The sequence below is a fragment of the Pseudomonas sp. GL_117 genome (assembly GCF_057835125.1).
In genome coordinates this window covers 3,029,774-3,051,027 of the sequence record NZ_CM174418.1, presented here as the reverse complement: position 1 = coordinate 3,051,027, position 21,254 = coordinate 3,029,774, and the positions used below count along the sequence as shown (strand labels likewise).

Sequence of the window (21,254 nt, the reverse complement as noted above, 5' to 3'; positions counted from 1 at the left end):
TCCAGAGTTGCCACAACGCAACAAAGGCCAGCGATAACTCACCAGGCAACGCTGGCAGGCGGGTCTCGCCATTCAGGCGTTCGGCCAAGCGCGACCACCACTGGGCCAGCAGACTGCCGACTCGCGCCGGGCTGCCCCGGCCGAGTTGCAGGCGCACTCGTTCCACCGCCGGCCGTTCACCCCGCGCCAACACCGCGTCCACCGCGGCAGAAACCTCGTGCTCCGGCACTCCTACCGTCACGCCCTGCGCTCCGCTATATTAGGTCTGATAATAGAATGTTATCCGACCTTATCTTTCACGATATGGATTTAAAATACGTTGGACGTACTAAATATTACGAACCAAATTTCGCAGATCGACGAAACGCCGTTGGACCTGCATTTTCTGACGCTCAACTCACAGGAAGCAGCTGCAGCTTTCATTGCCGCCGGCACGGCGGATAACACTGTTCGTAGCTATCGCAGCGCCCTCGCCTATTGGTCGGCGTGGTTACAACTGCGCTACGGACACGCGCTAAGCGATGCGCCATTGCCCGCGGCAGTGGCGGTCCAGTTTGTGGTTGATCACCTAGCCCGTCCTACGGATAACGGCAAATGGGTGCATTTATTGCCGGAGTCCATTGACGCTGCGCTTATCCGCGCAAAAGTCAAAGCCAAGCCGGGTGGACTGGCCTATAACACCGTCACTCATCGACTTTCGGTACTGGGCAAATGGCATCGACTGAATAGCTGGGATAGCCCCACCGATGCACCGGCGCTCAAGAACTTGCTACGCGAGGCACGCAAGGCGCAGTCACGTCAGGGGCTATCGGTGCGTAAGAAGACCGCCATCGTACTTGAGCCTCTACAGGCACTGTTGGCCACCTGCACCGATGGTCTTCGCGGTCAGCGAGACCGAGCCCTCCTCCTGCTGGCCTGGAGCGGCGGTGGCCGAAGGCGTTCCGAGGTGGTGAATTTACAAATTAGCGATGTACGCCAGCTGGATCCCGACACCTGGCTATATGCACTGGGTGTGACCAAAACCGATACCGGCGGGATTCGTCGGGAAAAACCACTCCGCGGACCTGCGGCCGAGGCGCTAACGGCTTGGCTAAAGGCTGCGCCCGCAGAGTCAGGGCCCTTGTTTCGTCGCATGTATAAAGGTGATAAGGTCGGAGCAAGAGGTTTGTCGGCCGACCAGGTAGCGCGGATTGTTAAGCGTCGTGCAGTGCTGGCGGGCTTGAATGGGGATTGGGCGGCACACAGCTTGCGTTCAGGGTTTGTGACCGAGGCCGGCCGTCAGGGAGTGCCTCTGGGTGAAGTGATGGCGATGACTGAACATCGAAGTGTGAGTAGCGTAATGGGCTACTTCCAAGCCGGTGCACTACTCGAAAGTCGAGCCACGACCTTACTCAAGTCGTCACCAATTGATGATCACGGGACCCCGGAGGGCCTAAACGTTGGTGCAAACGAGGATACCGAAAATTCCATGTTATCCGGAGTGCGTATGGGCTCTCCTTCCGTGCAAGCTAGCTAGTCACGAACTTCCGTGCTCCGTTCGCTGCGGACTGTCAGCCCTCGTATTCTAAATGTGGACGGATGCAACCGCTCCGCCCTTCTCATCTTATTAAAATCTAGACCTACGAGCGGCTGTTTTTGGCCATTTTATTGCCTGGCGCCGCCGACCACTATGGATCGTTCTCTGCCGGTCATGGTCACGACTTGTGTAAATCAAATCCGATGCAAATGACCGGTCAGGTCTAATGCTAAGTAGGTGGGGAAGCCTGCGCAATCACTCACCTACGTTTAAGGATGCGTTGGATTTAATCTGACGCTTGGATCCTTACTCGGGAAAACGGTGACACTTAGCGTGACTTTTTCTGGTGGCTGCCCTCCTAGAATGATTAGGATCGGCTCACGGCATGAGTAATTTGAATTGGCAGCAATGGATCGCATAGCACGTATGTCGGGGCCACTCGGTTCCGGCGAACCTCCCGGATGGAAGTGCCATTCACCTACGTAATGAAATCCTTCTTTCCAACGGGAGGCGAGTATCTCTTTCAGTCCAACAGCTCCGCGTTGGAAGGTTGTAGTGCTGAAAATCGAGTCCTTAGGACACGATGTAATCTCTGTGATTAGAGCGAGAGATTGGTCACTCGTGTACCGACCGATCAAGATGCCGCCTGTTTCGTTTGTACCTGCCTTGATGCAGTCATTTACCATAGTGCTCCATGCCGCGAGCTCAAGGTTCACAGCGTACTGAGTATCAGGACATGTGAAGTAGAGCGGAGTGGACGTCTTCATTTTCTGCGCTCGACTGTACCATCTGACATCTGTTGAAAATATTCGTAGCGTCGTCCCGGATTCAGAATCGCCCTACGTATGAATTTGGTACCAATCGCCCCCCAAAGATGCACATCGTCGGCGGTCGCTGGAAAGACGGCATGCCAGCATCCAATGCCTTCAATCTGTGCATCTGCCTCGTTGAGCGCCGGGCTTGGCGAGTCGGCGAATTGAGCTTTGGCATCTACGGCCGGAAAGCTCGTTTCGGAAGCCGCATAGGCAAACAGCCCCTCCGCTCGCCAAGTCATGGCCAGGCTCACAAACAGCTTTTCACTCTGCCAATTGAACAAAGCAAGTGCTTCCAATACTTCGTCGTCCCCCGTGCAGTCAATGATCACGTCATAGCTTTTGACCGCTTGCTTGAGTTGTTCGTTTTGCGGAGGAAATACGGTATCGAACGGTCTCACTTTAGCGTCTGGCATACATTGATTTAGGTGATCTGCCAAGGCGGTGGCTTTCTTGTGGCCTACACTTGGCATGGAGAGCGTATGGCGGCTGAGATTGCCCATCATCAGCCAGTCGAAATCCAAAATGCCCATTTCGCAAACGCCCATGCGAAGGAGGTTTTCTGCAACTGTGCTCCCGAGTGAGCCTGCCCCAATCAGCAGAATCCGGCGCTTGCAGATTTCGTTCTCCGCAGCGCCTCGCGTTCGTAGTTGGTCCGGTGCCCAGTTGGCTGTTCGAAGCCAAGCCAAGGGCTGCATGGATGTTGCAATCTCGGCGTCCCACTGGCGGTGGTTGCGCTCGCATGCCCTAAAACCATTTCTCAACGTCGTTTTGCTGGCGAGATCGGGGCACTTAACAGAGAGCCAATGTAATCGGGATGGAGCAACTCCGAATCGCTCGGCGATCGGGAATCCCAGGAGCAGAATCCAGGGTGGATCTGTACGAGGGCTCTTTCTAGCGGCTGCACCAATTTCAACAAGTATGTGTTTTAGATTGACTTGGTCTGCTGCCAGTCGCTGGCTCAGTTCCAACCAGGTCGAAGGCACTTGCCAGGGATGTAGGACCGGAATCTCAGGCAGGACGATCCATACGGCATCCGATACACGTCCTTTGGTTCGCATTGAGGATGACCATTCCAAGGACCTGATGATTGCACCATCGCTTTGGTCGAAACTCTTTATGAACCGTATGTTGCTGGTTCCTTGAAGGCGAGCAGTGCTTGCATAGCCCCAAGTCGCTTGACGACTTAGCCAATGTGGCAGCTCGGCAGCGAGTTCACGAAATGCCAATAGTGGAAATAGCGACTGTTTAGGCAGGACTGGCAACTCAAGTGGGTCTCCTGCTACGAGGAGTGAGTCAGTAGCTGCCGCGTCAATCCAGACTAATAATCGCTGCAGCAACCAGAGTAAGCGTTCAGCTAGGTCTCGGGGTTCGTCCGACCAGTTGCTACGATTGAAAACGTCAACGGGCTTTTCTAGGCACGGTTTTCCGAGTCTCCAAGCACGTGCTGTGTCTACTTCACCGTTGCAATCCTGGTGTGGAAAAGTAGCGCTGATCCCATGGGCAGCGTCAGGATAAACGTGTGCAACCTCCCCATTCAAAGTTGCCCAGACCACTAGGTGCCAAACCGACTCGAGAGGCATAAAGTCTGTCTCAGGTACCGAAAGACATGCAGTGAACCTGAGCGACCATTCTCCTTCTGAATGCTGAACCCAACTGCTGTCAGTGTAGGTGCGTGCATCGTTGTTGATGGCATCGACAACGGACAGCAAAACTTGGGGCGTCACCGATTGAAGAGCCGTCAAGCGAATCGCTCAGTTTTTTCAGGCTTGGCAGGCTGAGTTGGGGCCGTGAAGCCGCCACTCGATCTGTCACCACCCTGAGGCCCAGGCAACGGGAATTTGCTTCCCAGCAGATTCCGCCAGAGCTGTCCGCTCTCCTTAGCGTCTGTGCTATCCAGTGCTTCCCGTGCAGCCTTGGCTGCTTCACAAACCGCCTTGTAGAAAGCCTTGAAATCCTCAACCGGCAGACGTGCTAGAACGTTATGTTCGGGGACACCATGATCCGTAAGCGTAGGTACTACGTTGAGTAGGTCATAGGTGTACCAGGTATCTCTGAAACGCTCCAATGCTTGGACCAAGCCTGTTGCCATGGAGCTGGTTCCTTCGGACAGGACATGCCCGATCATGTGCTCCAATGGGTAGCCCTTCGGGTACTTAGGAAGCTTGTCTGCGTTATCCTGACGCCACCACTTGACCGCTCGAACCAAATTTACGTAGTGACCGTTACACGCTCGATTTTTTGCAGCTGTCCATTGAATCTGAGCCAGGGGGTGAGTGCGCCCCCATTCTCCGGCATCACGGTCAGGAAGAAACAGCGGATGGGGCTTCCATTCGTCAATTGGGGCGTCTTGAAGTGGTGCTGCATTCCCGAGCAATCCGCTTGGCGGTGCCCAACTGCGGTTCAATCGCCAACTACCCTCGTCTTCAAGCGAGTTGGTAGTCAGTACCGCTTGTGAACGATACAGCTGCTCCATAAGACGCTGGCCGGAGCCATCAATTGGGAGGGCTGTTATTACTAGGTCTAGATCCACGTACGAAAGCTCGATTCCGAAAGAGCGTCCTTGCGGTCGCCATTTGCCCTTGTAGTAACGGTCCAAGAACGGCTCGAAAAGGTCCATGGCCTCTTTCGGCGTGAGGCGGTTGTAGTCGAGGTTAGTCACAACGACGATGTCGACGTCCGGCCGTTTCTCACCCAAAGGACGGATGGCGGTCGACCTGCGGACGCTGCCCTGTAGAAAGGTGGCAACTACGATATCCTTGAGATCCAAATCGGCCTCGAGGCGGCTCCGCAAGGTCTTCGACCCTACCTTCCAATCTTCCTGCTGTGAGGCCGTTGGCCGGATGCCGGTGAGAAACTCCGCAAACTGAGGTTTGAGTTCCATGTCCTTAGACCTTGAAGGTGGGGTGATAGGAGCCGTCGATGCGTCGGTTGAAATCAAATTCGTAGAAGATGCAGAAACCCATGGATTCAGCATGTTGACCCACGAAAAAATTCACAGCATTCGGGGCCGCGCTGAAGACATGCACATTGGCTCCAAACGGAATTCGGGCTTTCGCCACTGCATTGGCCACGTCATCCGCAAGGCGGGCAGCATGGGCTCCACCAGCCACAGAGCCTTGGCCGGCGGCGCCCGGGGGGGTAATGTTTAAAATCCTTCCAATGCTTGTTTGCTTGGTAATCACATAATCCCGCACATCATCCATGGCATCTCTTGAAAAGCTCAATACGAGCGCGATGTCTGGGCCATCATGCAGTTGTTCAACAGTCACATTGGCTGTGCCCTTGTCTTTTCCATCATCTGCTCTCCAAACGGTCGTCCCTGAGCGCCCCTTTTGGACAAGCTCAACGTTCAGACCTGACTTCAACCCGAGGCATCGGCCTGCCAGAAATGCGATGGAGGTATGAACATCCAAGAATAGTCGAATGCGTCGTTCAGACTGCTTTACTCGCGCGAAGAAGGACTCGACTAATGGCTGGACAGCCGAGGTCCAGTCTGCCCCGGGCTTAAGGTGGCGACCGTCGAAGTGCTGCAGGAGCGAGAGAGTATTTTCCGGGAGAGCATCTATTCGGTCCGTTGGCCCATCGGTGAATGAGCGCAGGGCCACGTTGAGGAAGTCTTCAGGTGGATCGGCGCGTAGCCAGCCTTCAACTTTACAAAGCGTGTCGAATTGCTCACGGGTAAACTGGTAAAGACCTTTGCTCTTTAGTGCACGAGCCGCAGCATCGAAGCGAAACTCTGAGGTGTCATAGCAACCGATCAGACCAACGACGCGGAAGCGAAGGTTTACCTCCTGCCGTAACTGTTCCAAAGAGCGCTGCGCTGTAGCGATGTGGAGGCCCATCAATATTTTTTTTAACTCGTCGTCCGACGAGAGCTTGAGATGTTCGCGCCATAGCTTTCGTACTTTGCCCATTCTGCTGCGGTCGGTTTTACCCTCCCAGAGTTTATCCAGTCGTAGGGAGTGGTCTACAGCCGAAATAATCTCACTCAGAGGATCGTCGTCTTTGACGCTATCAATCGTGACGAGGTGGAATGCCGAACGATCAGGAGCGTTCTCTTTGGCTTGCTTCAATCGTTCTAATAGGGATACGGATTCGGCGCCGATAAAGGCGGGGTCAATGAGATCGGAATAGCCGAAGCGACCGGCGCCCGTGACATGGAATTTGATCTGATGATAGTCCACTGAAATGCGCGTGGGCCCGCTGCTGACTCGAGGAGGGTCATAGCGGATGATTACGTCGTCGAACGCTTTGGGACCGTCCGCCTCATACGAAACCTCGATCACGTGTGACTGATCCGGATCCCTTAAGGCGGATGCGTGTACCCAGAAGAAGCGCGCTTGGTAGTCATGTCCGTGCCATCCAGCCGATACCGAGTTGGCCATGCTCAATTCCCTAAGTGGCGTGCCGGCAAAACGCTATCGCTTCTACGTTTTATAATCAAGCCGGATTGCACGTTCTCGATCGCTAATTGCTTTGTTAGGTAATTGCATAGGCTTACCCAAGCATTTGCGTTCGATCTGACCAACCATCTTCATCGGATTTGACCAGAAAGCTACATGGCCATGACAGTCAGAGAACGACCCGTTGCATTTGGTCGTAACCGGCAGAAGTTGACCGATGGCTGGCGGTCATAGTTGCCAAGGGCGGATTCATACGTTGCGAATGGCTGGTAGACTGCAAATAGGCCGTCAATTCATTGTAATATCATTATGTTGGCGAATCTGGACACATGGCTCCAGCCAGCGGAGAAGTCAGCTAGTCTTCCCACACCAGTTACTCAGGACGATCCCATGCCGAATAACTCTGAAGCGAACATAGCCACAGCGGACGCTCTCACACTGTTACTGCACAACCAGCACGCGTTAGCGGCGGCCCTCGAAGAAGTGACCAAATGGATCTCAGAGAACGGAGTTGAAAGTGTCGCCGCTAACGCAGTCGGGGCCATGGACACGCTGGATAAGAATGCACGAGCCATCACAAATGCAATTATGCGCCTACGCCAATTATAGACCTCACCTAACCCCCGGCGCCCCTTGCAGCTACCGAAATGATTCTGCAAAATCCACCCTCAATCTATCACTAGAGTCGCTGGATCTGATCATTTGAGATGTAAGGACGGCTATTTCGCCAGCGGTTGTGGCGATACCATATGCGCCAGAGCATGAGTCAACGAGGAAACTGAGGCGATAACGCACCAATAGAGCGGGTACTCCGCAGCTAGAAAACAGAATGGATACCGACCTTGGGCTATAGATCTGCGCAGGAAGCACTGCGCGATGTCAGCCGTTTCTTGAGGCATCGTTACAACTGGATTTGGCCTCACCAATTCAACTATGGGTGGGCGGTGGCGCGGGCCTAGGAAAACTTAACTTCGTATTTGTAATTAGTTGATCACTACATACGGGGCAGCGCTTATGCTAGAATAAGAATTTTCAGATATAGACCGTTTCAGACTTTGACCTGCCGACAGCACTGGGAAAGTAAAGAAATAAAAACTCTTCCCGCCTGAGATTCGCGTAGCCTATATCATTTGGCGCGCCGCTATGGATCATTTCTTTAGATCCTCGAAAACTGCACCGTTTTTTACTTCGGGCCGCCAACGACACGTGTGATATGTAATAACCATCTTCGATATCGGAATCAGGTTTCCGCAGGAAGAAAGAATAGGGAGGCCTGAAAAATTCCGCCCCCCGCTCAATTCGGATATGCACCCTAATACTATTAGCGCCCGAGAAATTGTCGGTACAAAATTCCACGGCGGACCACGCCGCATGAAACGATATCCATCCGCGTAACAAAAACGTACGGAGGTCCAGCCCCACGGTATTCCTGTAGAACTCCCCCCCCGGGGAATAAGGATTGATTTTAGGACTATTTAAGTCAGCCATCGTGTATAAATTCAAAAAAGTTACGAGCCAAGTGTAATAACCAAGAACGCAACTACAACGCCGCTCGCCAACAAGTGACGAGCAACTACTGACACCGAACCGCTTTATCAGGTTATGACATCGCTTGTGCTTTTTGACGTACAGATTAAAGACATGACGTCTGAGGGATTTCGCACAAGCGACTAAATTTGCGGAACTATCTGCGTCGTTTAACATATGCAACATACGAACCCTCGCTACTGCCACCTTCGGAAAACCTATATCAATGGACGATTCTCCTACCAAGTTCTCAAGGTATCTCCAATAGATAAATAACGGCCTAGATGACCAATGAGCCGCCGAGTTACGTGCAATCTCCAGCAAATGAAGTCCAGAAACTTGCATGACTTTATTGATCCAAGATGTAATTTTCTGATTCCACTGATCCCACCGCAGCGCTGACACATGATCGAGTTTGGGTTGCGGGAATTTCTCGCCTCGGTACAGTTTCAAATGCTCGCAAAAGTACTCGTCCGACTGAAGTCTAGCGACGCCTGTGGGGGTCAACGCATTACTGCATGACTTGCAGGGTTGCAGCGTCAGGCTATGAATTGGACACTTCTCAAGCCAAGGAAAAAAAAACCAAGTCGAGTGAAATAACTGTTCGATGCACATAGAACAATGTCGAACTTCACTGAGCGCATGATTTTTTGGTGAACCAAAAGCAAGATCGACGAATGCCGTACTGGCTGCCTCTTCAGAAATACCTAGAGCATAGCTAAATGAATCTAGGTTAAACTGTTTGCTGCAAAACCAATTTACTCGATGCAAGGATGTTCCTGAAGTAGTCGATCCGACCAGTCTGTAATACTGCACAAGATTAATGTCGTTAATGAGCAGAAGTCGGACTTGCATCCCCCACGCTGATTCGTAGAGGTAGACGTGACGTGGAAAAGTCAGGACATATTTCATTTGCTTGCCCCTGGCCTTGAGGAAGATTGCACAAATTCCGCCATCATTGAGCGATCAATGGCCTCTTTGATATCCTCAATCCGAATTTGGAAATTAGTGCTGTCATTAGCTGACGCTCTGATCAGTAGGTTCTGGAGGGCGCGAAAGAGATGTTCAGTTGGAATGGGCACTCGCGCGGCGGCGGCATCAGTCACCGCTTGCCGGACAGCTGCATAAATGGAACTAGCGTAGTTACTTAGTCGAAAACCGCTAGCAAATGCCAAAGGTACGAAAAAGTTAGTATAAGAGCATCCCGATTCCGGCGGATAGATCAAGGTGGTATCATAATCCTGAAGAAGTTCGTTGAGCCATGTAGCACTATCGCAACCCTGAAACCTGACCCGCTGACTAAGAAATCTCGCAACAATCGCATCTTCCCCAGCGAGCCGAAATGCGCTTATCCGATTGGCGATATCAGGTTGTGCAAATCCGACTGAGGTGAGCGTTATTTCCGATAACTTAAAATGGTTTTGAATCATTTGGAGCACCTTAAACTGCGAAAGTGTAAGGCTTTGCAATTCATCTAAAATGAGCACAAAATGCGCTCCGCCACGGGCCAAGATTTCACATTCCAAGTGCTTTATCAGTCTATTACGTAGTTTGGATTGGCTCTCCCTATACTTTGGGAGTAGCCCAGTTGCATTAACCAATGTATTAACAATCGTATCGTCCTCGCTCATATCGCACGAAATATGGATCGCATATTTTTTAGGAAACTCCTGCTCGAGTAAAAATCTTACCATGGATGCAGATGCCGTCTTCCCCATGCGGGGTGGTCCGTCGAAACAAATGCTCGGATGTCCTAACCAAACACTTTCACGCACCCTTGCGTAAACACCTTGTATGGTGTTTGTAATCGCCTTAACTTTAGCCTCAACGACCGGATGCCCGTCAATCATGGAATTACGCTGATCGATGTTCGCGGGATCAAAAAAAATCATCATTGAACTACCCCTTGCTCAGAAGCTTTCTGAAATCCGGCATTTCTTTTTTCATCAGGGACTTGATTGGATCGCTGGTTGACGAAGCAACGGGTTGGGGCTCTGAGATATCTTCTGTCGCTATTTTTTCGTCCTCTAATGCCCCCGCTCCCACCGCGAGGCTAAGATGCAAGTCATCCTTAATCTCATGCTTCAAACGATTGAACTCGCTACTGGTTTTCTTGCTATCTCGCTTATCTGCTCCAGCCTCCGGCGCTAACAACTGTTTATTAAGATAATTCAAATAATACTCAACCGGATCTTGCATTTCCTGGATGGTTGCGATTTTGTCAGCCAGCAACGAATTGATCTGTTGCCGAGTCTTGCGGCTATGTTTTGTCTTGGCCCACTTACCAGCCGCCATGAGGTGCCCTAGCGACTCACCATTTGGCAAATATGCCTCTACGACTCGCATATCTTCTTCATCTAGGAGGACGGTCAGGGTCTCTTTTGCGAGCCAGCTGGATTCTCTCAACAATGCGTTTGAATACCGCACCCGGTCGATGGTGATGTATGGCCTCATTCCTTTTTTTGGGTAGTAAATAACTTTGCAGGCTATTTTTACCTTGTAAGTCATTTTATCCTCCATCTTATCAGCCAGTAGTCGGCGGACAAGAAAGTTACCATTATCCATTCTAAGCTTTTGCTGGATAAATTCTAAAGGCGTTAAAAAACCTAATCCCTCGTTAGGCGTGGCGTTATATTGAGCGAAGTGATGGTAAGCCAGTTCCTCCACGATGTCGGATTCGATTTTATATGTTTTTGCGACTTTTTCTGCATCCCGTGCACGTCCTTTGGTTGGACTAGAGCCAGTAGTGCTAGGAAATCGTTGGAAGATTGCCTGCGTAACCCCTTCAAATGTTCGCTCTATATTTGGTCTGCTTTCAAAGTGACCTGGAGGACCATAGTTAAGTGCGAAGCCCGATTCCCGCCGCAGCACAGTAGATACTTTAGCTGATAAGTTACACAGCGCGTTGTCTGCCATCAGCACCGCGGGAAGAGCATGTGTCAACTCAGCGAACCGCTCGCTTGGATAACCAGCCTCACCTTGGATGAACATATTCAACTTATTGCTCGTTGGCGCTGGAAGCGTAGCGCCTAGGCTTCGCGTAATCAGCCTCACAACATCACTCGCAGTCACCTCAGGGCCATATACAATCAAAAACCATATAGCAGCTTTTGAACCTCTATCGACTAACGCGAGCAGATTTATTCTTTTTACCGTAAAGTAAGACAGCAAACTGTCTGCATTGCGTACTCCGACCACAAACTGCGCATCAATCTTATGGCTGTCAATTTCCCAAGCGTCGTATACCTCATCGAACCTGAGAGACGCCTCTCTGCCAGTGCCAACTGACAAATGCGCACGCGCAGAACTGTCGCCATATACCCTCACCTGCTGGTCTGCATTCAGGTGGATGATTTCCTTCATGAAGGCTGAAATACTGCGTTGTCCTTGGTATCTCGTATTGAATGGCCACTCGGCGTCGGTTGCTCCTAGCTCCCTCAAACTGTCCCTGAATATTTTGCCGAGCTTCTTCGGAGCAATCTTGTACTCAAATACAGTTCCGGGGGGCTGATCTTTAGCTCTCGTCTTCAGTATCTTATTGACCAGTTTATCGTAAAGATCTGGATACTTTGAAAGGGTCTGATTCAAAACTCCAGCATACCCAGACCTAGTGCCAGGGATGGTTTTTTTTAGCACCGACGTGCGCTCATAAGCCTTTATCCTGAAACCTGGAATGAGAGCCCTGAACCCCCAGACAGTACCATCTGACGCAGTACCCCCACATCTGGCTATGAGCCGGGTAAGCTCTGAAGGCCTGATCCTTGTGAGATCGGCAATAATCTCAACCGGATCTCCGTTCAGATACAAGTCAATCGCCGCCATTCGCCTATTAAACAAATCACGCTGTTCAGCAGTCATGTTACTGGTGTGAACCGGTGCCCACGGCCGAGTTTCAAGAATCGAAATTTGTATCTCTCGCCTGCTACGCACGGATCAATCACCTCTTAATGTCCACCTAGTATTTCTGCCGAAGACGTTCGACACGAACTCCAATTCAATATCCCCCATAAGAGCCGCCCGAGCGAAAACGCCGAGAATTTTCATCTGATCGTACACCATAGAACTCATAATTAATTGCTGTACGTCGCCAGCTCTGTTGGTTCGTAAGAACAAGTTAACCCAATTTGTTTCGACCAAGCATAATTCATCGCGAATTTGAGCCGCGAAAGATATAACTTTTAGCCAATTACCCGAGCGCCTTGCTGCGCCGGCTACGTTTTTAGTATCAAAAAAATTAATAGGCACTTCGCCGGCACTGATACCGCCCTCAAAAACAGTGACCATTTCTCTCCGCTCGCTCGTCATCCCTGAAATGAGCTGATGAAACTCAGTAGTCCCGGTGTGAGTTTCGGTAAGAATGACTTCTCGTTTACGTGCAGTCTCTTCCCAGGGGTACTGGATTACGACCTCCACCCCAAAAAGGAAGTCCTTAATATATGGATTCGGCTCTAGCTCCGAAGCCCAATAAATGCATTCGTTATTACTCACTAACGTAATATCTCCACTTTTTTTTAAGCTGTAAGAAAGCCAGATATGGTTTTTTGAGTTCTTTCGCTCACCATGTGACTTCAACAGTTTTCCGCGCAGCTTAGACTTCAGTGAAGACATTCTTTAACTCCTGTCGCATACTCAGTTGACCACATTTAATACACGAAAGTTTTACTGATCGCTTTGGCTTTTCAGGCAGATGACTAAGCTCGTGGATTGCTCATAACTCACGACAGCATCTGAAGCCACTCTAAATGGAAACAAGCGACCAGTTTAGTTGGCAAGCACGACTGGATTGTCAAAAATTGCAAGTTGAAGCAAAAATCACGGCAGCAAGAACACTTACTTATAGCCGCATTGACAAATGCACCAGAGTACAACCTCAGGAATTGTATTTCTTACTTATCCTGGTTTGATTGTATTTATTTTCTACTGTTTAGAAATTACGTCAGCTACACCGCTGCGGCGCGATCCCAAGTGCCTCACCCCGAACAAAATTCAAACCCAACTCTTCGTTTTGTTAATTCGAATAGCGGAACCTCAAAAGTTTCCTACTAGCAGCCTGCCTAAGTGACCTAGGGTGGGGGTATACCGAGATTTCACCACTGATCCTTGGTCCTTATAACGACGCCGTACTTTTCGTAATACTGCGATTGATGCTTTTCGCCAGCGCTTCAGTTTTGGTAAGTTTCATCATGTTACGATTCATACCGGGATGTCACGCAAGAAAACCATAGCCGCGAGGGTGTGTCAAAGTGGAAAAAAACAAAATTTTTTACCCCCCCTTTGAAAATCAACCTATTGATAGCAATAGTGTTTTATGTACTGAAATTGATTTTCCAATAGCATTGCGAAATTTGTCGAAGGCCCCTATTTGCACAACGTTTACCCCGATGCGGAAACTCAGCATTCTGTGTTGGTACGGATATCTGGGGCGTTCCATCGGTACCATGAAGGCGGGCAGCCTCGAACGATATTTTGAACCTAGTGCGATATCTATCGGACCCGACGGATGCACGAAGCAGAAAAAAAATAAATGGCGTAACTATCGCGACGGCCTTCATAAACCACATGTAAAGCTGGTGCGTGATGTTGATAGCCGAGCACGAGGGTCTGCGCGTATTTTGGAACACCCTCTATGGAAAGTCTGTGACCCCAATAATCAAACTGTGGCAGAAGATTCCGAATTCATTAGGCAGTTGAACCCAAAAATTCAGCAAATTATCTGCCCAAACGAGGCGTACAACCAGTATTTTCAATCTGAACTAGACCTATCCCGTAACCACCGACGATCTCTTTGTAAAATCCCAAGTTTGGACTCTCTAGCGGCCGTTACTTGGATCATCAGGTCTTCCCGGAGACTGACAGTCACCGAACCTTCTCAGGCGTTCTATGCGGCCCATGATATATTGATGAACCTCTCGTCAGAGCTACACCATCTTGGAATCGCGTCACACTTGCTAAATCATTATATAAAATGGATCCTACCCTTGGCCCTGCCGAAGGGCCTTATAGTTGACCTAGCCCCCTCAGACTACATACTGATATCACTATTTACTACCACCTTTATGAAAGCAGGAATTCTCTCCAAAGGCATAATGCACTCGAATGAAAAGATTTATAAGGAGGTGTTCCTGGCGCAGGATCTGAAAAAAGACTTCAATATTTTTTTTGCTCTTTCCGCTCGTTTCGCGTATATCAGTGACATTGACGAAAGCAGTCGCATTTATGACTTCGATACTCATAATAAAATCAGGCATAAAGCTATAACCAGCTTTATGGGTCCTTCATGGGTCGGCCATCTCACCAGTGGGGCATTTAAAACTCTAGCAACCTGAACAACGGCGATTTATCGTAGTGCACATTATTGTGCACCCTGCCGGATGTAATAACTCTAAGCTGAACATCGATATAGTTCAGTGCCTACGAACATCCGCAGCGTCACTCACTGCCAGTTCATTACTAGTTTACCTGTTGAGTGGTCATACGGTCCCCGTTGACCTGAAGTGCGCCCGGCCCACCGTCTCTGCCACCGACTCGCTTGCTACTGCCATACTCTCCTCCTCCCCCCAAAAAAATACGAGTTCATAATATTACTTCCATCCCCATTTATTCACATCAGGATAACTCCTCAAAAAAACCCGCAAAATCACACCACTTCCGATAATTGCTTCCATCGAACGCACCATTTGATATTTACTTCCAAAAACATGTAAGAAATTCTATGGTGAATTCTAATGTCCCAGATCAAATATTCGGCCTACCTGTCTGATCTGACGAAGCTTTTACTATTGCCGCGACATCCATATGATTTCTTCCGAGTACTGGTGACAGCTGATTGTTGAGTGGCAGTTGAAACCAACGCTCACAAAATAGCGGTAACTGCTCCTTCCTACTAGCCGACCATCAAGTTCACTGGCGCTTTTACTTCCTTAACGACAAAAGCGGTACAAACATCCTTGACGCTCGGAAAACCATTTATATTTTTTCTAGCGAACTCGCTAAACGCTGCCAAATCTGTTGCCAAGACCGTCAACTGATAATCATAAACACCAGAGACACAGTGACAGGCTATTACTTGCTCAAATGACGTTATAGATTCCTCAAAAGACTTCATATGACTGGTGTCCTTTTGATCTAAGGCCACCTGCACGAAGGCAGTTATAGCGTATCCAAGCATCTCGGTATTTATGCTTGCATGGTAACCACGTATTAGACCTACTTCCTCAAGCCTTTTGACCCGGCGCCAGCATGGAGAGGCGCTTAAAGACACCAACTCCGCAAGCTCTGCACTAGAAAGCCTTGCATCTCGCTGGAGCGCCCCCAGAATACGGCGATCGGTACCGTCTATTTTAACTTTTGGAATGATCATTTCAAAAACCCCACAAATACAGAATTTTCATTCTGTATCTACTTAATAGAATTAGTGATTTTAGCATATCTTTTTTCTGGAAGAATGTAGTATCTTTCCGCCGGTTCGCTTGCTGCTTTGGGTTGAGATCCTGATATCTTGAAGCGACCCCACAAGGGACAATTGAGGTGAGAATCGCCATATCGGAAACTAAACGACTAGCGTTGTTTGGCGGCGATAGGGGTTCACCCGAAAGCAGTAGCAACCGGCCTCCCTTTTCTTATTTCTACTTAGTTACCAAGCCTAAGAAAAAATAACATCCAAGTCGACTTTTGAACCCAATTTCATTGCGAACACATTGGCTGGATTGAAAGCTAGAATTGCGTCATCACTCTCGCAATCGTACAATACAAATTAATACAATCAACAACAGCGGTGGATTTAATAGCACCTTTAATGAGACTGCTCGAAAGTCTGCCACACTTAGCGAATTCAGCTTATTTGCCATCATCGCTATGCGACACTTAGGAGTTTTCATCTGCAACACCACAAATCTCTGAGTTTTTGACTTGTTCTTAGGGAATGGGGAGCAGTGAGCCTGGGCAATCTCCCTGCTATATCCACATCCCCTTCTATATCAAGAAGTCACACCATCGCTTAGTGCTATCACATTATCAAAAATGTTTTACTGCTCACTCCCCTCCCCCCGCTGCATTTATTTGCTCAATTGCAGTCAAAGCACCAGCGGATACCATATTTCCATATTGCGCAACTGGCCCACTCATCGGCCCCGCGATTGCAGTTTTAATCGTTTCAGCGTGCGCCGCCCCAACTGCACGGATACTTACTCACGCTCAACCGTCAGACGTAAGTCAACCAATGGGCATACTTTTCATTAGTGCCACGTACAGCGGAGAAGTAGATCTCTTGAATCTGCTGTGTAATAGGGCCTCGCGAGCCAGCGCCAATTGTCCTGCCATCAAGTTCACGAATAGGAGTGACCTCAGCAGCGGTACCTGTGAAAAACGCCTCATCACAGCAATACAGCTCATCACGGGTGATTCGTTTCTCCCTGATTTCCAAACCTAAATCCCTGGCGATAACCATAACTGAGTCACGGGTTATGCCATCAAGACACGACGCTAAGTCCGGGGTGTAAATGACCCCATCGCGAACCATGAAGATATTCTCGCCAGCACCTTCACTTACGTAGCCTTCAGTATCTAGCAGCAGAGCCTCATCAAAGCCAAGAGAAGTGACTTCACGGTTTGCCAGGATTGAGTTGATGTAATAACCGCAAGCTTTTGCACGAACCATAGAAACATTGACGTGATGACGGGTAAAAGAGGAGGTTTTTACTCGAATGCCTTTTTCCATCCCTTCTTCCCCTAGGTAAGAGCCCATGGGCCACGCAGCTGTTGCAACGTGAATTTTATTGTTCTTTGCCGCGATGCTCAGAAAGTCTGAGCCGATCCATACTAATGGTCGCAGATAGCATGAGTCGTACTCATTTGCGCGAATGACTTCTACACAAGAATTACTTACAGCTTTTTCATCAAATGGAATTTCCAATTGAAAAATTTTAGCTGAGTTGAAGAGACGACGAATATGCTCCTTCAGACGAAAAATTGCCGGGCCGCGCGCCGTTTCGTATGCGCGTATCCCCTCGAACACGCCCATGCCATAGTGAAGTGTATGGGTCAAAATGTGAGTATTGGCATCACGCCACTCAACCAACTCACCATCTTTCCAGATTTTCCCATCACGATCCGACATCGACATTTACTATCTCCAATAATAAATCAAACAACAGTACTCAACGAGATTGCTCAATGATCAATTAGAAATTAACTTCTCAAGTTGAGAGCATCCAAGGCGTCTGTCGCCCCTTTGGTCAACCATCCGGTATCAGAATGAAGCGCGATAAAGGTCACGCCCTTTTCCCTGTATTGGCGAGCCTCTTCCACCGAAGTTGCAAAGATTCCTACTGCTTTTGAGTGCTTGCGTGCTGCGGTCAACACTTTCTCGACGGCGGCCTTGACGTCATCGTGCCTGGTCTGCCCGAGATAACCCATACTTGCAGACAAGTCAGCTGTACCGATGAACAAGCAATCCACGCCCTCGACTTCAGCTATAGACTCAACGTTCGCTACCCCATCCACTGACTCAATCAGGACAATGGCGCAAGCCTGGTTGTTTGCGGCTTTGACGTAGTTGACGTCTAAACCATAGCTCCCTGCTCTTACCATCCCTGCGACGCCCCTGACCCCACATTGTTCGGGTAGAGGGAATAGCATCGATGCCACTGCAGCTTTTGCATCAGTCGCACTATTTATGTTGGGAAAAACAATAGTTTGCGTTCCGCAATCCATTGCACGCTTGACCAATGAAGGATCGTTGGCAGTGACTCGCACTGCACCTACGGCTTTTGCCCCGTTAAAGGCGGCGGCATCAATTGCTCTGAGTTGAGCAGCAAGATCCTGAGTGTCGCTAGGACCGTGTTCAGCATCGATGACCACCCAATCAAAACCGCAATGAGCGATCAGTTCAGCGACGGCAGGACTCGCAAGCGTCAGCCAGCAGCCAACGGTCGGTTTGCCGCTCTTTAAACTATGCTTGATGGGATTTACAAAGTGCACGGTAGGTCTCCTAGCTTCGTGATGGGTCGATAGTCGATCGACTCATGTTAGGCAGATGCTAGGGGTTTTTTTTGCGCATTTTCATTAACAAAAACGACATGCAATAGAGCATTCATTTCGCTTTTTTAGCATCCGCGAAATACTCATTCTGATTTTGGTGAGTTTTAGTGAAATTCCGACGCGGGGATTGCGCGCTTGGAGGTGCTCTCCCAATGCCACGCCAGAGCAGTTAAGGAACGGAGAAAAATAAATCGTGAGCCGGTCGTTAGGTGCTCTCCCGCGACTCACTAGTCGAAGACAGCGGCAATGACGCAATTATCTCGGCACGACAAGTCTCCAGTATTTCATCCGCGAGAGACGAGTCATCCGGACACGCCCGTGACAGCATAACTGCGCCGATTGCATGGGCTAGCAGGTCTATCATTTTCGCTCGAGCTCCTTGCTTCGTCACATCCAAACCCGCTGTGTACTTTTCCTCGAGTGCTGCAAGCGTGTTTTCAACTCCACTGGCAAAGGTCGCCTTCAAATCGTCTGACTGACGGGCGGCGTCACCACACAGCGCTGCCATGGTGCATCCGGCTCCCCTGCCGTCTCTGTGATCTCTCGACACGTACAGATTTACAAATCCAGGAACGTCGAGATTGCAGGTACTCGAAAGGGATTTCGAAAGGCTATTTTCCGCTGCTTCGGCCATCAAATCTGCCTTGGAGCCGAAGTGCTTGTAGAAACCTCCCTGGGTAAAACCGGCAGTAGCCATGAGTTCTGCCACACCCACACCATCGTAGCCACGCTCACGAAACAGCTCTGAAGCCGTCTCCACAATATGGGCCCGGTTGGCGAGTGATTGCGTCTTGGTGATCTTCATTGCGCACTCCTATGCCTCTTAAACAATGGCCTGACTATACTCTGATGTCGATCACAATCAAAACTGTTGACAGCTTTGATTATGATCGACATCATAAATCCAGTGCCACATGTCTTTGCCACCACGGCGCAGATTGCCGTCATTGATCAACGAGTATGGAATCGATATGAACGACAAGACCTTGTTTGAGCCCTATACGCTCGGCTCGCTGACGCTTTCCAACAGAATCGTAATGGCGCCACTGACGCGAAATCGCGCTGGGGCAGACTGTGTTCCGAGCGAGCACTCTGCAACCTATTACAGCCAGAGAGCGTCGGCAGGTCTGCTGATTTCCGAGGCGTCCCAGATCTCGCAGCAAGGTCAGGGCTATCAAGATACGCCCGGTATCTATACACAGGCGCAGATAGATGGCTGGCGCAAAGTTACCGACGCAGTTCATGCCAAAGGCGGACGCATTTTCTTGCAGTTGTGGCATGTTGGTCGCGTATCCCACGTCGACCTTCAGGAGAACGGTGCAGCTCCGGTAGCGCCTTCTGCTTTGCAAGCCGCGACGAAGGTATTCGTCAACAACACCTTCGCAGATGCTTCAGTTCCCCGAGCTCTTGATATCGAAGAGTTGCCCGGGATCGTTAATGACTTTCGCCAAGCGGCGATAAACGCCATCGCTGCGGGCTTTGACGGCGTAGAGATCCACGGCGCAAACGGCTACTTGCTGGATCAGTTCCTCAAGGACGGCGCCAATATTCGCACTGACGCCTACGGTGGCTCAGTTGAAAACCGTGCTCGCTTGCTGCTCGAAGTCACGGCTGCGGTGGTGGACGCGATCGGTGCCGAGCGAACGGGAATCCGTATTTCTCCAGTGTCACCTGCCAACGGCGTTTCCAGCAGTGACCCGCAGCAGCAATTCAATTACGTCGTCGACCAGTTGGATGCCTTGGGCCTGGTTTACCTGCATGTGGTTGAAGGTGCAACAGGTGGGCCGCGCGACGTCGCCCCTTTCGATTTTGGCGCCCTGCGCCAGCGCTTCAAAAATACCTACATTGCCAACAACGGCTATGACCTGAATCTGGCGGCTTCGCGACTCAACGACAACAAGACTGATTTGATCGCCTTCGGACGTCCGTTCATTGGCAACCCTGATTTGGTCGAGCGACTCAAGAACCACACACCTTTATCCGCATTCGACCCTACAACTTTGTATGGCGGCGGTGCAGCGGGCTATATCGACTACCCGACACTTGCCGAGTCCCGCTCCGCGCAGGGCTGAACAGCCCTGGAAACAAAATCGCTGATATACATCCACTCAAGAGCATCTATTTATGAGCACCCCTGAAACCGTACTGATTACCGGCGCCTCAACAGGCATTGGCGCGATCTACGCTGAGCGTTTTGCCCAACGCGGGCACGACCTGGTACTGGTTGCCCGCGACAAAAACCGGCTGGACGCACTCTCTTCCCAGCTGCGTGAGAAACACGCGGTTTCCATTGACGTGATCCAGGCCGACCTGACTCAAATCAGTGATCTGACCACCGTGGAAGCTCGCCTGCGTGATGACGCCAGTATCGGCATCCTTGTGAATAATGCGGGAGCCGCCCAATCTGGCAGCTTCATTGAGCAATCTACCGACAGCGTTGCCAACCTGGTCGCGCTTAACACCACCGCCCTGGTACGACTCGCCAGCGCAATCGCTCCACGCCTGGCACAAGCCGGTAATGGCGCAATTATCAATATTGGCTCGGTCGTGGGGCTGGCACCGGAATTCGGAATGAGCGTCTACGGTGCGACCAAGGCGTTTGTCCTATTTCTATCGCAAGGCCTGAGCCTTGAGCTCTCGCCTAAAGGCGTCTACGTACAAGCTGTTCTCCCTGCGGCCACCCGCACGGAGATCTGGGAACGTGCGGGCATCGACATCAACACCTTGAGCGAAATTATGGATGTGAGCGATCTGGTCGATGCTGCGCTGGTCGGTTTTGATCGTCGCGAGCCAGTGACCATTCCACCGTTACAAGACGCCGCTCGTTGGGATGCTCTGCAGACTGCCCGCCAAGGTTTGCTTTCTGAGATTCGCCAATCTGTAGTCGCCGAGCGCTATCAAGCCAAGGCGTGATTATCAGGCTGCATGCGCTGATACGCATTCCTTGATGTAAAG

At 50.3% G+C, this 21,254-nt stretch carries 17 protein-coding genes and 3 pseudogenes; 6 read left to right on the top strand and 14 right to left on the bottom strand.

The features are described 5' to 3' along the window. Positions 1-7 precede the first annotated feature (7 nt). Positions 8-241: pseudogene (locus tag AC3ISR_RS13610) on the bottom strand (DNA-binding protein); the annotation flags it as partial. Between the two features lie 78 nt (positions 242-319). Here AC3ISR_RS13610 and AC3ISR_RS13605 point away from each other — a divergent pair. Then, positions 320-1,516, top strand: a complete 1,197-nt coding sequence (locus AC3ISR_RS13605; RefSeq protein WP_489324798.1) for a site-specific integrase — start codon at positions 320-322, stop codon at positions 1,514-1,516. 269 nt (positions 1,517-1,785) lie between these two features. On the opposite strand, the gene AC3ISR_RS13600 is transcribed toward AC3ISR_RS13605, so the two are convergent. The 4 genes from AC3ISR_RS13600 to AC3ISR_RS13585 form a co-directional block, all read right to left on the bottom strand. After that, positions 1,786-2,202, bottom strand: coding sequence for a Mov34/MPN/PAD-1 family protein (locus tag AC3ISR_RS13600; RefSeq protein ID WP_489324844.1), 417 nt, complete (start codon positions 2,200-2,202; stop codon positions 1,786-1,788). 77 nt (positions 2,203-2,279) lie between these two features. Next, complete coding sequence (locus tag AC3ISR_RS13595; protein WP_489324843.1) at positions 2,280-3,911, bottom strand: HesA/MoeB/ThiF family protein; 1,632 nt, start codon at positions 3,909-3,911, stop codon at positions 2,280-2,282. Between the two features lie 158 nt (positions 3,912-4,069). After that, a complete protein-coding gene (locus AC3ISR_RS13590; protein ID WP_489324797.1) occupies positions 4,070-5,212 on the bottom strand; it encodes an SMODS domain-containing nucleotidyltransferase in 1,143 nt (380 codons plus the stop codon). A gap of 4 nt (positions 5,213-5,216) precedes the next feature. Continuing rightward, positions 5,217-6,716 (bottom strand): SAVED domain-containing protein, encoded by a 1,500-nt coding sequence (locus AC3ISR_RS13585; protein ID WP_489324796.1) that lies wholly within the window; start codon positions 6,714-6,716, stop codon positions 5,217-5,219. Between the two features lie 408 nt (positions 6,717-7,124). On the opposite strand from AC3ISR_RS13585, the gene AC3ISR_RS13580 reads away from it, so the two are divergent. Further along, positions 7,125-7,343, top strand: coding sequence for a hypothetical protein (locus AC3ISR_RS13580; RefSeq protein WP_421560483.1), 219 nt, complete (start codon positions 7,125-7,127; stop codon positions 7,341-7,343). Between the two features lie 107 nt (positions 7,344-7,450). Next, positions 7,451-7,693 (top strand): annotated as a pseudogene (locus AC3ISR_RS13575) (IS3 family transposase); the annotation flags it as partial. 73 nt (positions 7,694-7,766) lie between these two features. Here AC3ISR_RS13575 and AC3ISR_RS13570 read toward each other — a convergent pair. The 4 genes from AC3ISR_RS13570 to AC3ISR_RS13555 form a co-directional block, all read right to left on the bottom strand. Next, entirely contained in the window at positions 7,767-9,173 is a 1,407-nt protein-coding gene (locus AC3ISR_RS13570) for a hypothetical protein (protein ID WP_489324795.1), read from the bottom strand. Beyond that, complete coding sequence (locus AC3ISR_RS13565; protein WP_489324794.1) at positions 9,170-10,156, bottom strand: ATP-binding protein; 987 nt, start codon at positions 10,154-10,156, stop codon at positions 9,170-9,172. The genes AC3ISR_RS13570 and AC3ISR_RS13565 overlap by 4 nt, the downstream gene beginning before the upstream one ends. Before the next feature lie 4 nt (positions 10,157-10,160). Further along, positions 10,161-12,119, bottom strand: a complete 1,959-nt coding sequence (locus AC3ISR_RS13560) for a hypothetical protein (RefSeq protein WP_489324793.1) — start codon at positions 12,117-12,119, stop codon at positions 10,161-10,163. A gap of 75 nt (positions 12,120-12,194) precedes the next feature. Continuing rightward, the gene (locus tag AC3ISR_RS13555) at positions 12,195-12,869 is read right to left on the bottom strand and encodes a hypothetical protein (RefSeq protein ID WP_489324792.1); all 675 of its coding nucleotides are present in this window, start codon (positions 12,867-12,869) and stop codon (positions 12,195-12,197) included. Positions 12,870-13,504: 635 nt separating this feature from the next. Here AC3ISR_RS13555 and AC3ISR_RS13550 point away from each other — a divergent pair. Beyond that, complete coding sequence (locus tag AC3ISR_RS13550) at positions 13,505-14,587, top strand: hypothetical protein (RefSeq protein ID WP_489324791.1); 1,083 nt, start codon at positions 13,505-13,507, stop codon at positions 14,585-14,587. 557 nt (positions 14,588-15,144) lie between these two features. Here the strand turns inward: AC3ISR_RS13550 and AC3ISR_RS13545 are convergent. The 5 genes and pseudogenes from AC3ISR_RS13545 to AC3ISR_RS13525 all read right to left on the bottom strand — a co-directional run bounded on the left by AC3ISR_RS13545 (position 15,145) and on the right by AC3ISR_RS13525 (position 19,104). Further along, a complete protein-coding gene (locus tag AC3ISR_RS13545) occupies positions 15,145-15,621 on the bottom strand; it encodes an Lrp/AsnC family transcriptional regulator (protein WP_192300075.1) in 477 nt (158 codons plus the stop codon). Positions 15,622-16,301: 680 nt separating this feature from the next. Next, positions 16,302-16,442 (bottom strand): annotated as a pseudogene (locus AC3ISR_RS13540) (leucine ABC transporter subunit substrate-binding protein LivK); the annotation flags it as partial. Between the two features lie 19 nt (positions 16,443-16,461). Continuing rightward, entirely contained in the window at positions 16,462-17,382 is a 921-nt protein-coding gene (locus tag AC3ISR_RS13535) for a branched-chain amino acid transaminase (protein WP_463983729.1), read from the bottom strand. Between the two features lie 65 nt (positions 17,383-17,447). Beyond that, positions 17,448-18,239: an HpcH/HpaI aldolase family protein gene (locus AC3ISR_RS13530; RefSeq protein WP_192300077.1), complete on the bottom strand. Its 792-nt coding sequence runs from the start codon at positions 18,237-18,239 to the stop codon at positions 17,448-17,450. Between the two features lie 265 nt (positions 18,240-18,504). Further along, positions 18,505-19,104 (bottom strand): TetR/AcrR family transcriptional regulator, encoded by a 600-nt coding sequence (locus tag AC3ISR_RS13525; RefSeq protein WP_463983728.1) that lies wholly within the window; start codon positions 19,102-19,104, stop codon positions 18,505-18,507. A gap of 166 nt (positions 19,105-19,270) precedes the next feature. Here AC3ISR_RS13525 and AC3ISR_RS13520 point away from each other — a divergent pair, with 166 nt between their 5' ends. Continuing rightward, on the top strand, positions 19,271-20,371 hold the full coding sequence (locus tag AC3ISR_RS13520; RefSeq protein ID WP_463983727.1) for an alkene reductase: 1,101 nt from the start codon (positions 19,271-19,273) through the stop codon (positions 20,369-20,371). A 52-nt stretch (positions 20,372-20,423) separates the two neighbouring features. Continuing rightward, the gene (locus tag AC3ISR_RS13515; protein ID WP_463983726.1) at positions 20,424-21,212 is read left to right on the top strand and encodes an SDR family NAD(P)-dependent oxidoreductase; all 789 of its coding nucleotides are present in this window, start codon (positions 20,424-20,426) and stop codon (positions 21,210-21,212) included. The last annotated feature ends 42 nt before the right edge of the window (positions 21,213-21,254 follow it).

Excerpts from the sequence above, each read along its gene's own strand:
- AC3ISR_RS13600 (WP_489324844.1), bottom strand. The coding sequence starts at position 2,202 with ATGGTAAATGACTGCATCAAGGCAGGTACAAACGAAACAGGCGGCATC.
- AC3ISR_RS13595 (WP_489324843.1), bottom strand. The coding sequence starts at position 3,911 with ATGCCTCTCGAGTCGGTTTGGCACCTAGTGGTCTGGGCAACTTTGAAT.
- AC3ISR_RS13590 (WP_489324797.1), bottom strand. The coding sequence starts at position 5,212 with ATGGAACTCAAACCTCAGTTTGCGGAGTTTCTCACCGGCATCCGGCCA.
- AC3ISR_RS13585 (WP_489324796.1), bottom strand. The coding sequence starts at position 6,716 with ATGGCCAACTCGGTATCGGCTGGATGGCACGGACATGACTACCAAGCG.
- AC3ISR_RS13580 (WP_421560483.1), top strand. The coding sequence starts at position 7,125 with ATGCCGAATAACTCTGAAGCGAACATAGCCACAGCGGACGCTCTCACA.
- AC3ISR_RS13570 (WP_489324795.1), bottom strand. The coding sequence starts at position 9,173 with ATGAAATATGTCCTGACTTTTCCACGTCACGTCTACCTCTACGAATCA.
- AC3ISR_RS13565 (WP_489324794.1), bottom strand. The coding sequence starts at position 10,156 with ATGATGATTTTTTTTGATCCCGCGAACATCGATCAGCGTAATTCCATG.
- AC3ISR_RS13560 (WP_489324793.1), bottom strand. The coding sequence starts at position 12,119 with ATGACTGCTGAACAGCGTGATTTGTTTAATAGGCGAATGGCGGCGATT.
- AC3ISR_RS13555 (WP_489324792.1), bottom strand. The coding sequence starts at position 12,869 with ATGTCTTCACTGAAGTCTAAGCTGCGCGGAAAACTGTTGAAGTCACAT.
- AC3ISR_RS13545 (WP_192300075.1), bottom strand. The coding sequence starts at position 15,621 with ATGATCATTCCAAAAGTTAAAATAGACGGTACCGATCGCCGTATTCTG.
- AC3ISR_RS13535 (WP_463983729.1), bottom strand. The coding sequence starts at position 17,382 with ATGTCGATGTCGGATCGTGATGGGAAAATCTGGAAAGATGGTGAGTTG.
- AC3ISR_RS13525 (WP_463983728.1), bottom strand. The coding sequence starts at position 19,104 with ATGAAGATCACCAAGACGCAATCACTCGCCAACCGGGCCCATATTGTG.
- AC3ISR_RS13520 (WP_463983727.1), top strand. The coding sequence starts at position 19,271 with ATGAACGACAAGACCTTGTTTGAGCCCTATACGCTCGGCTCGCTGACG.
- AC3ISR_RS13515 (WP_463983726.1), top strand. The coding sequence starts at position 20,424 with ATGAGCACCCCTGAAACCGTACTGATTACCGGCGCCTCAACAGGCATT.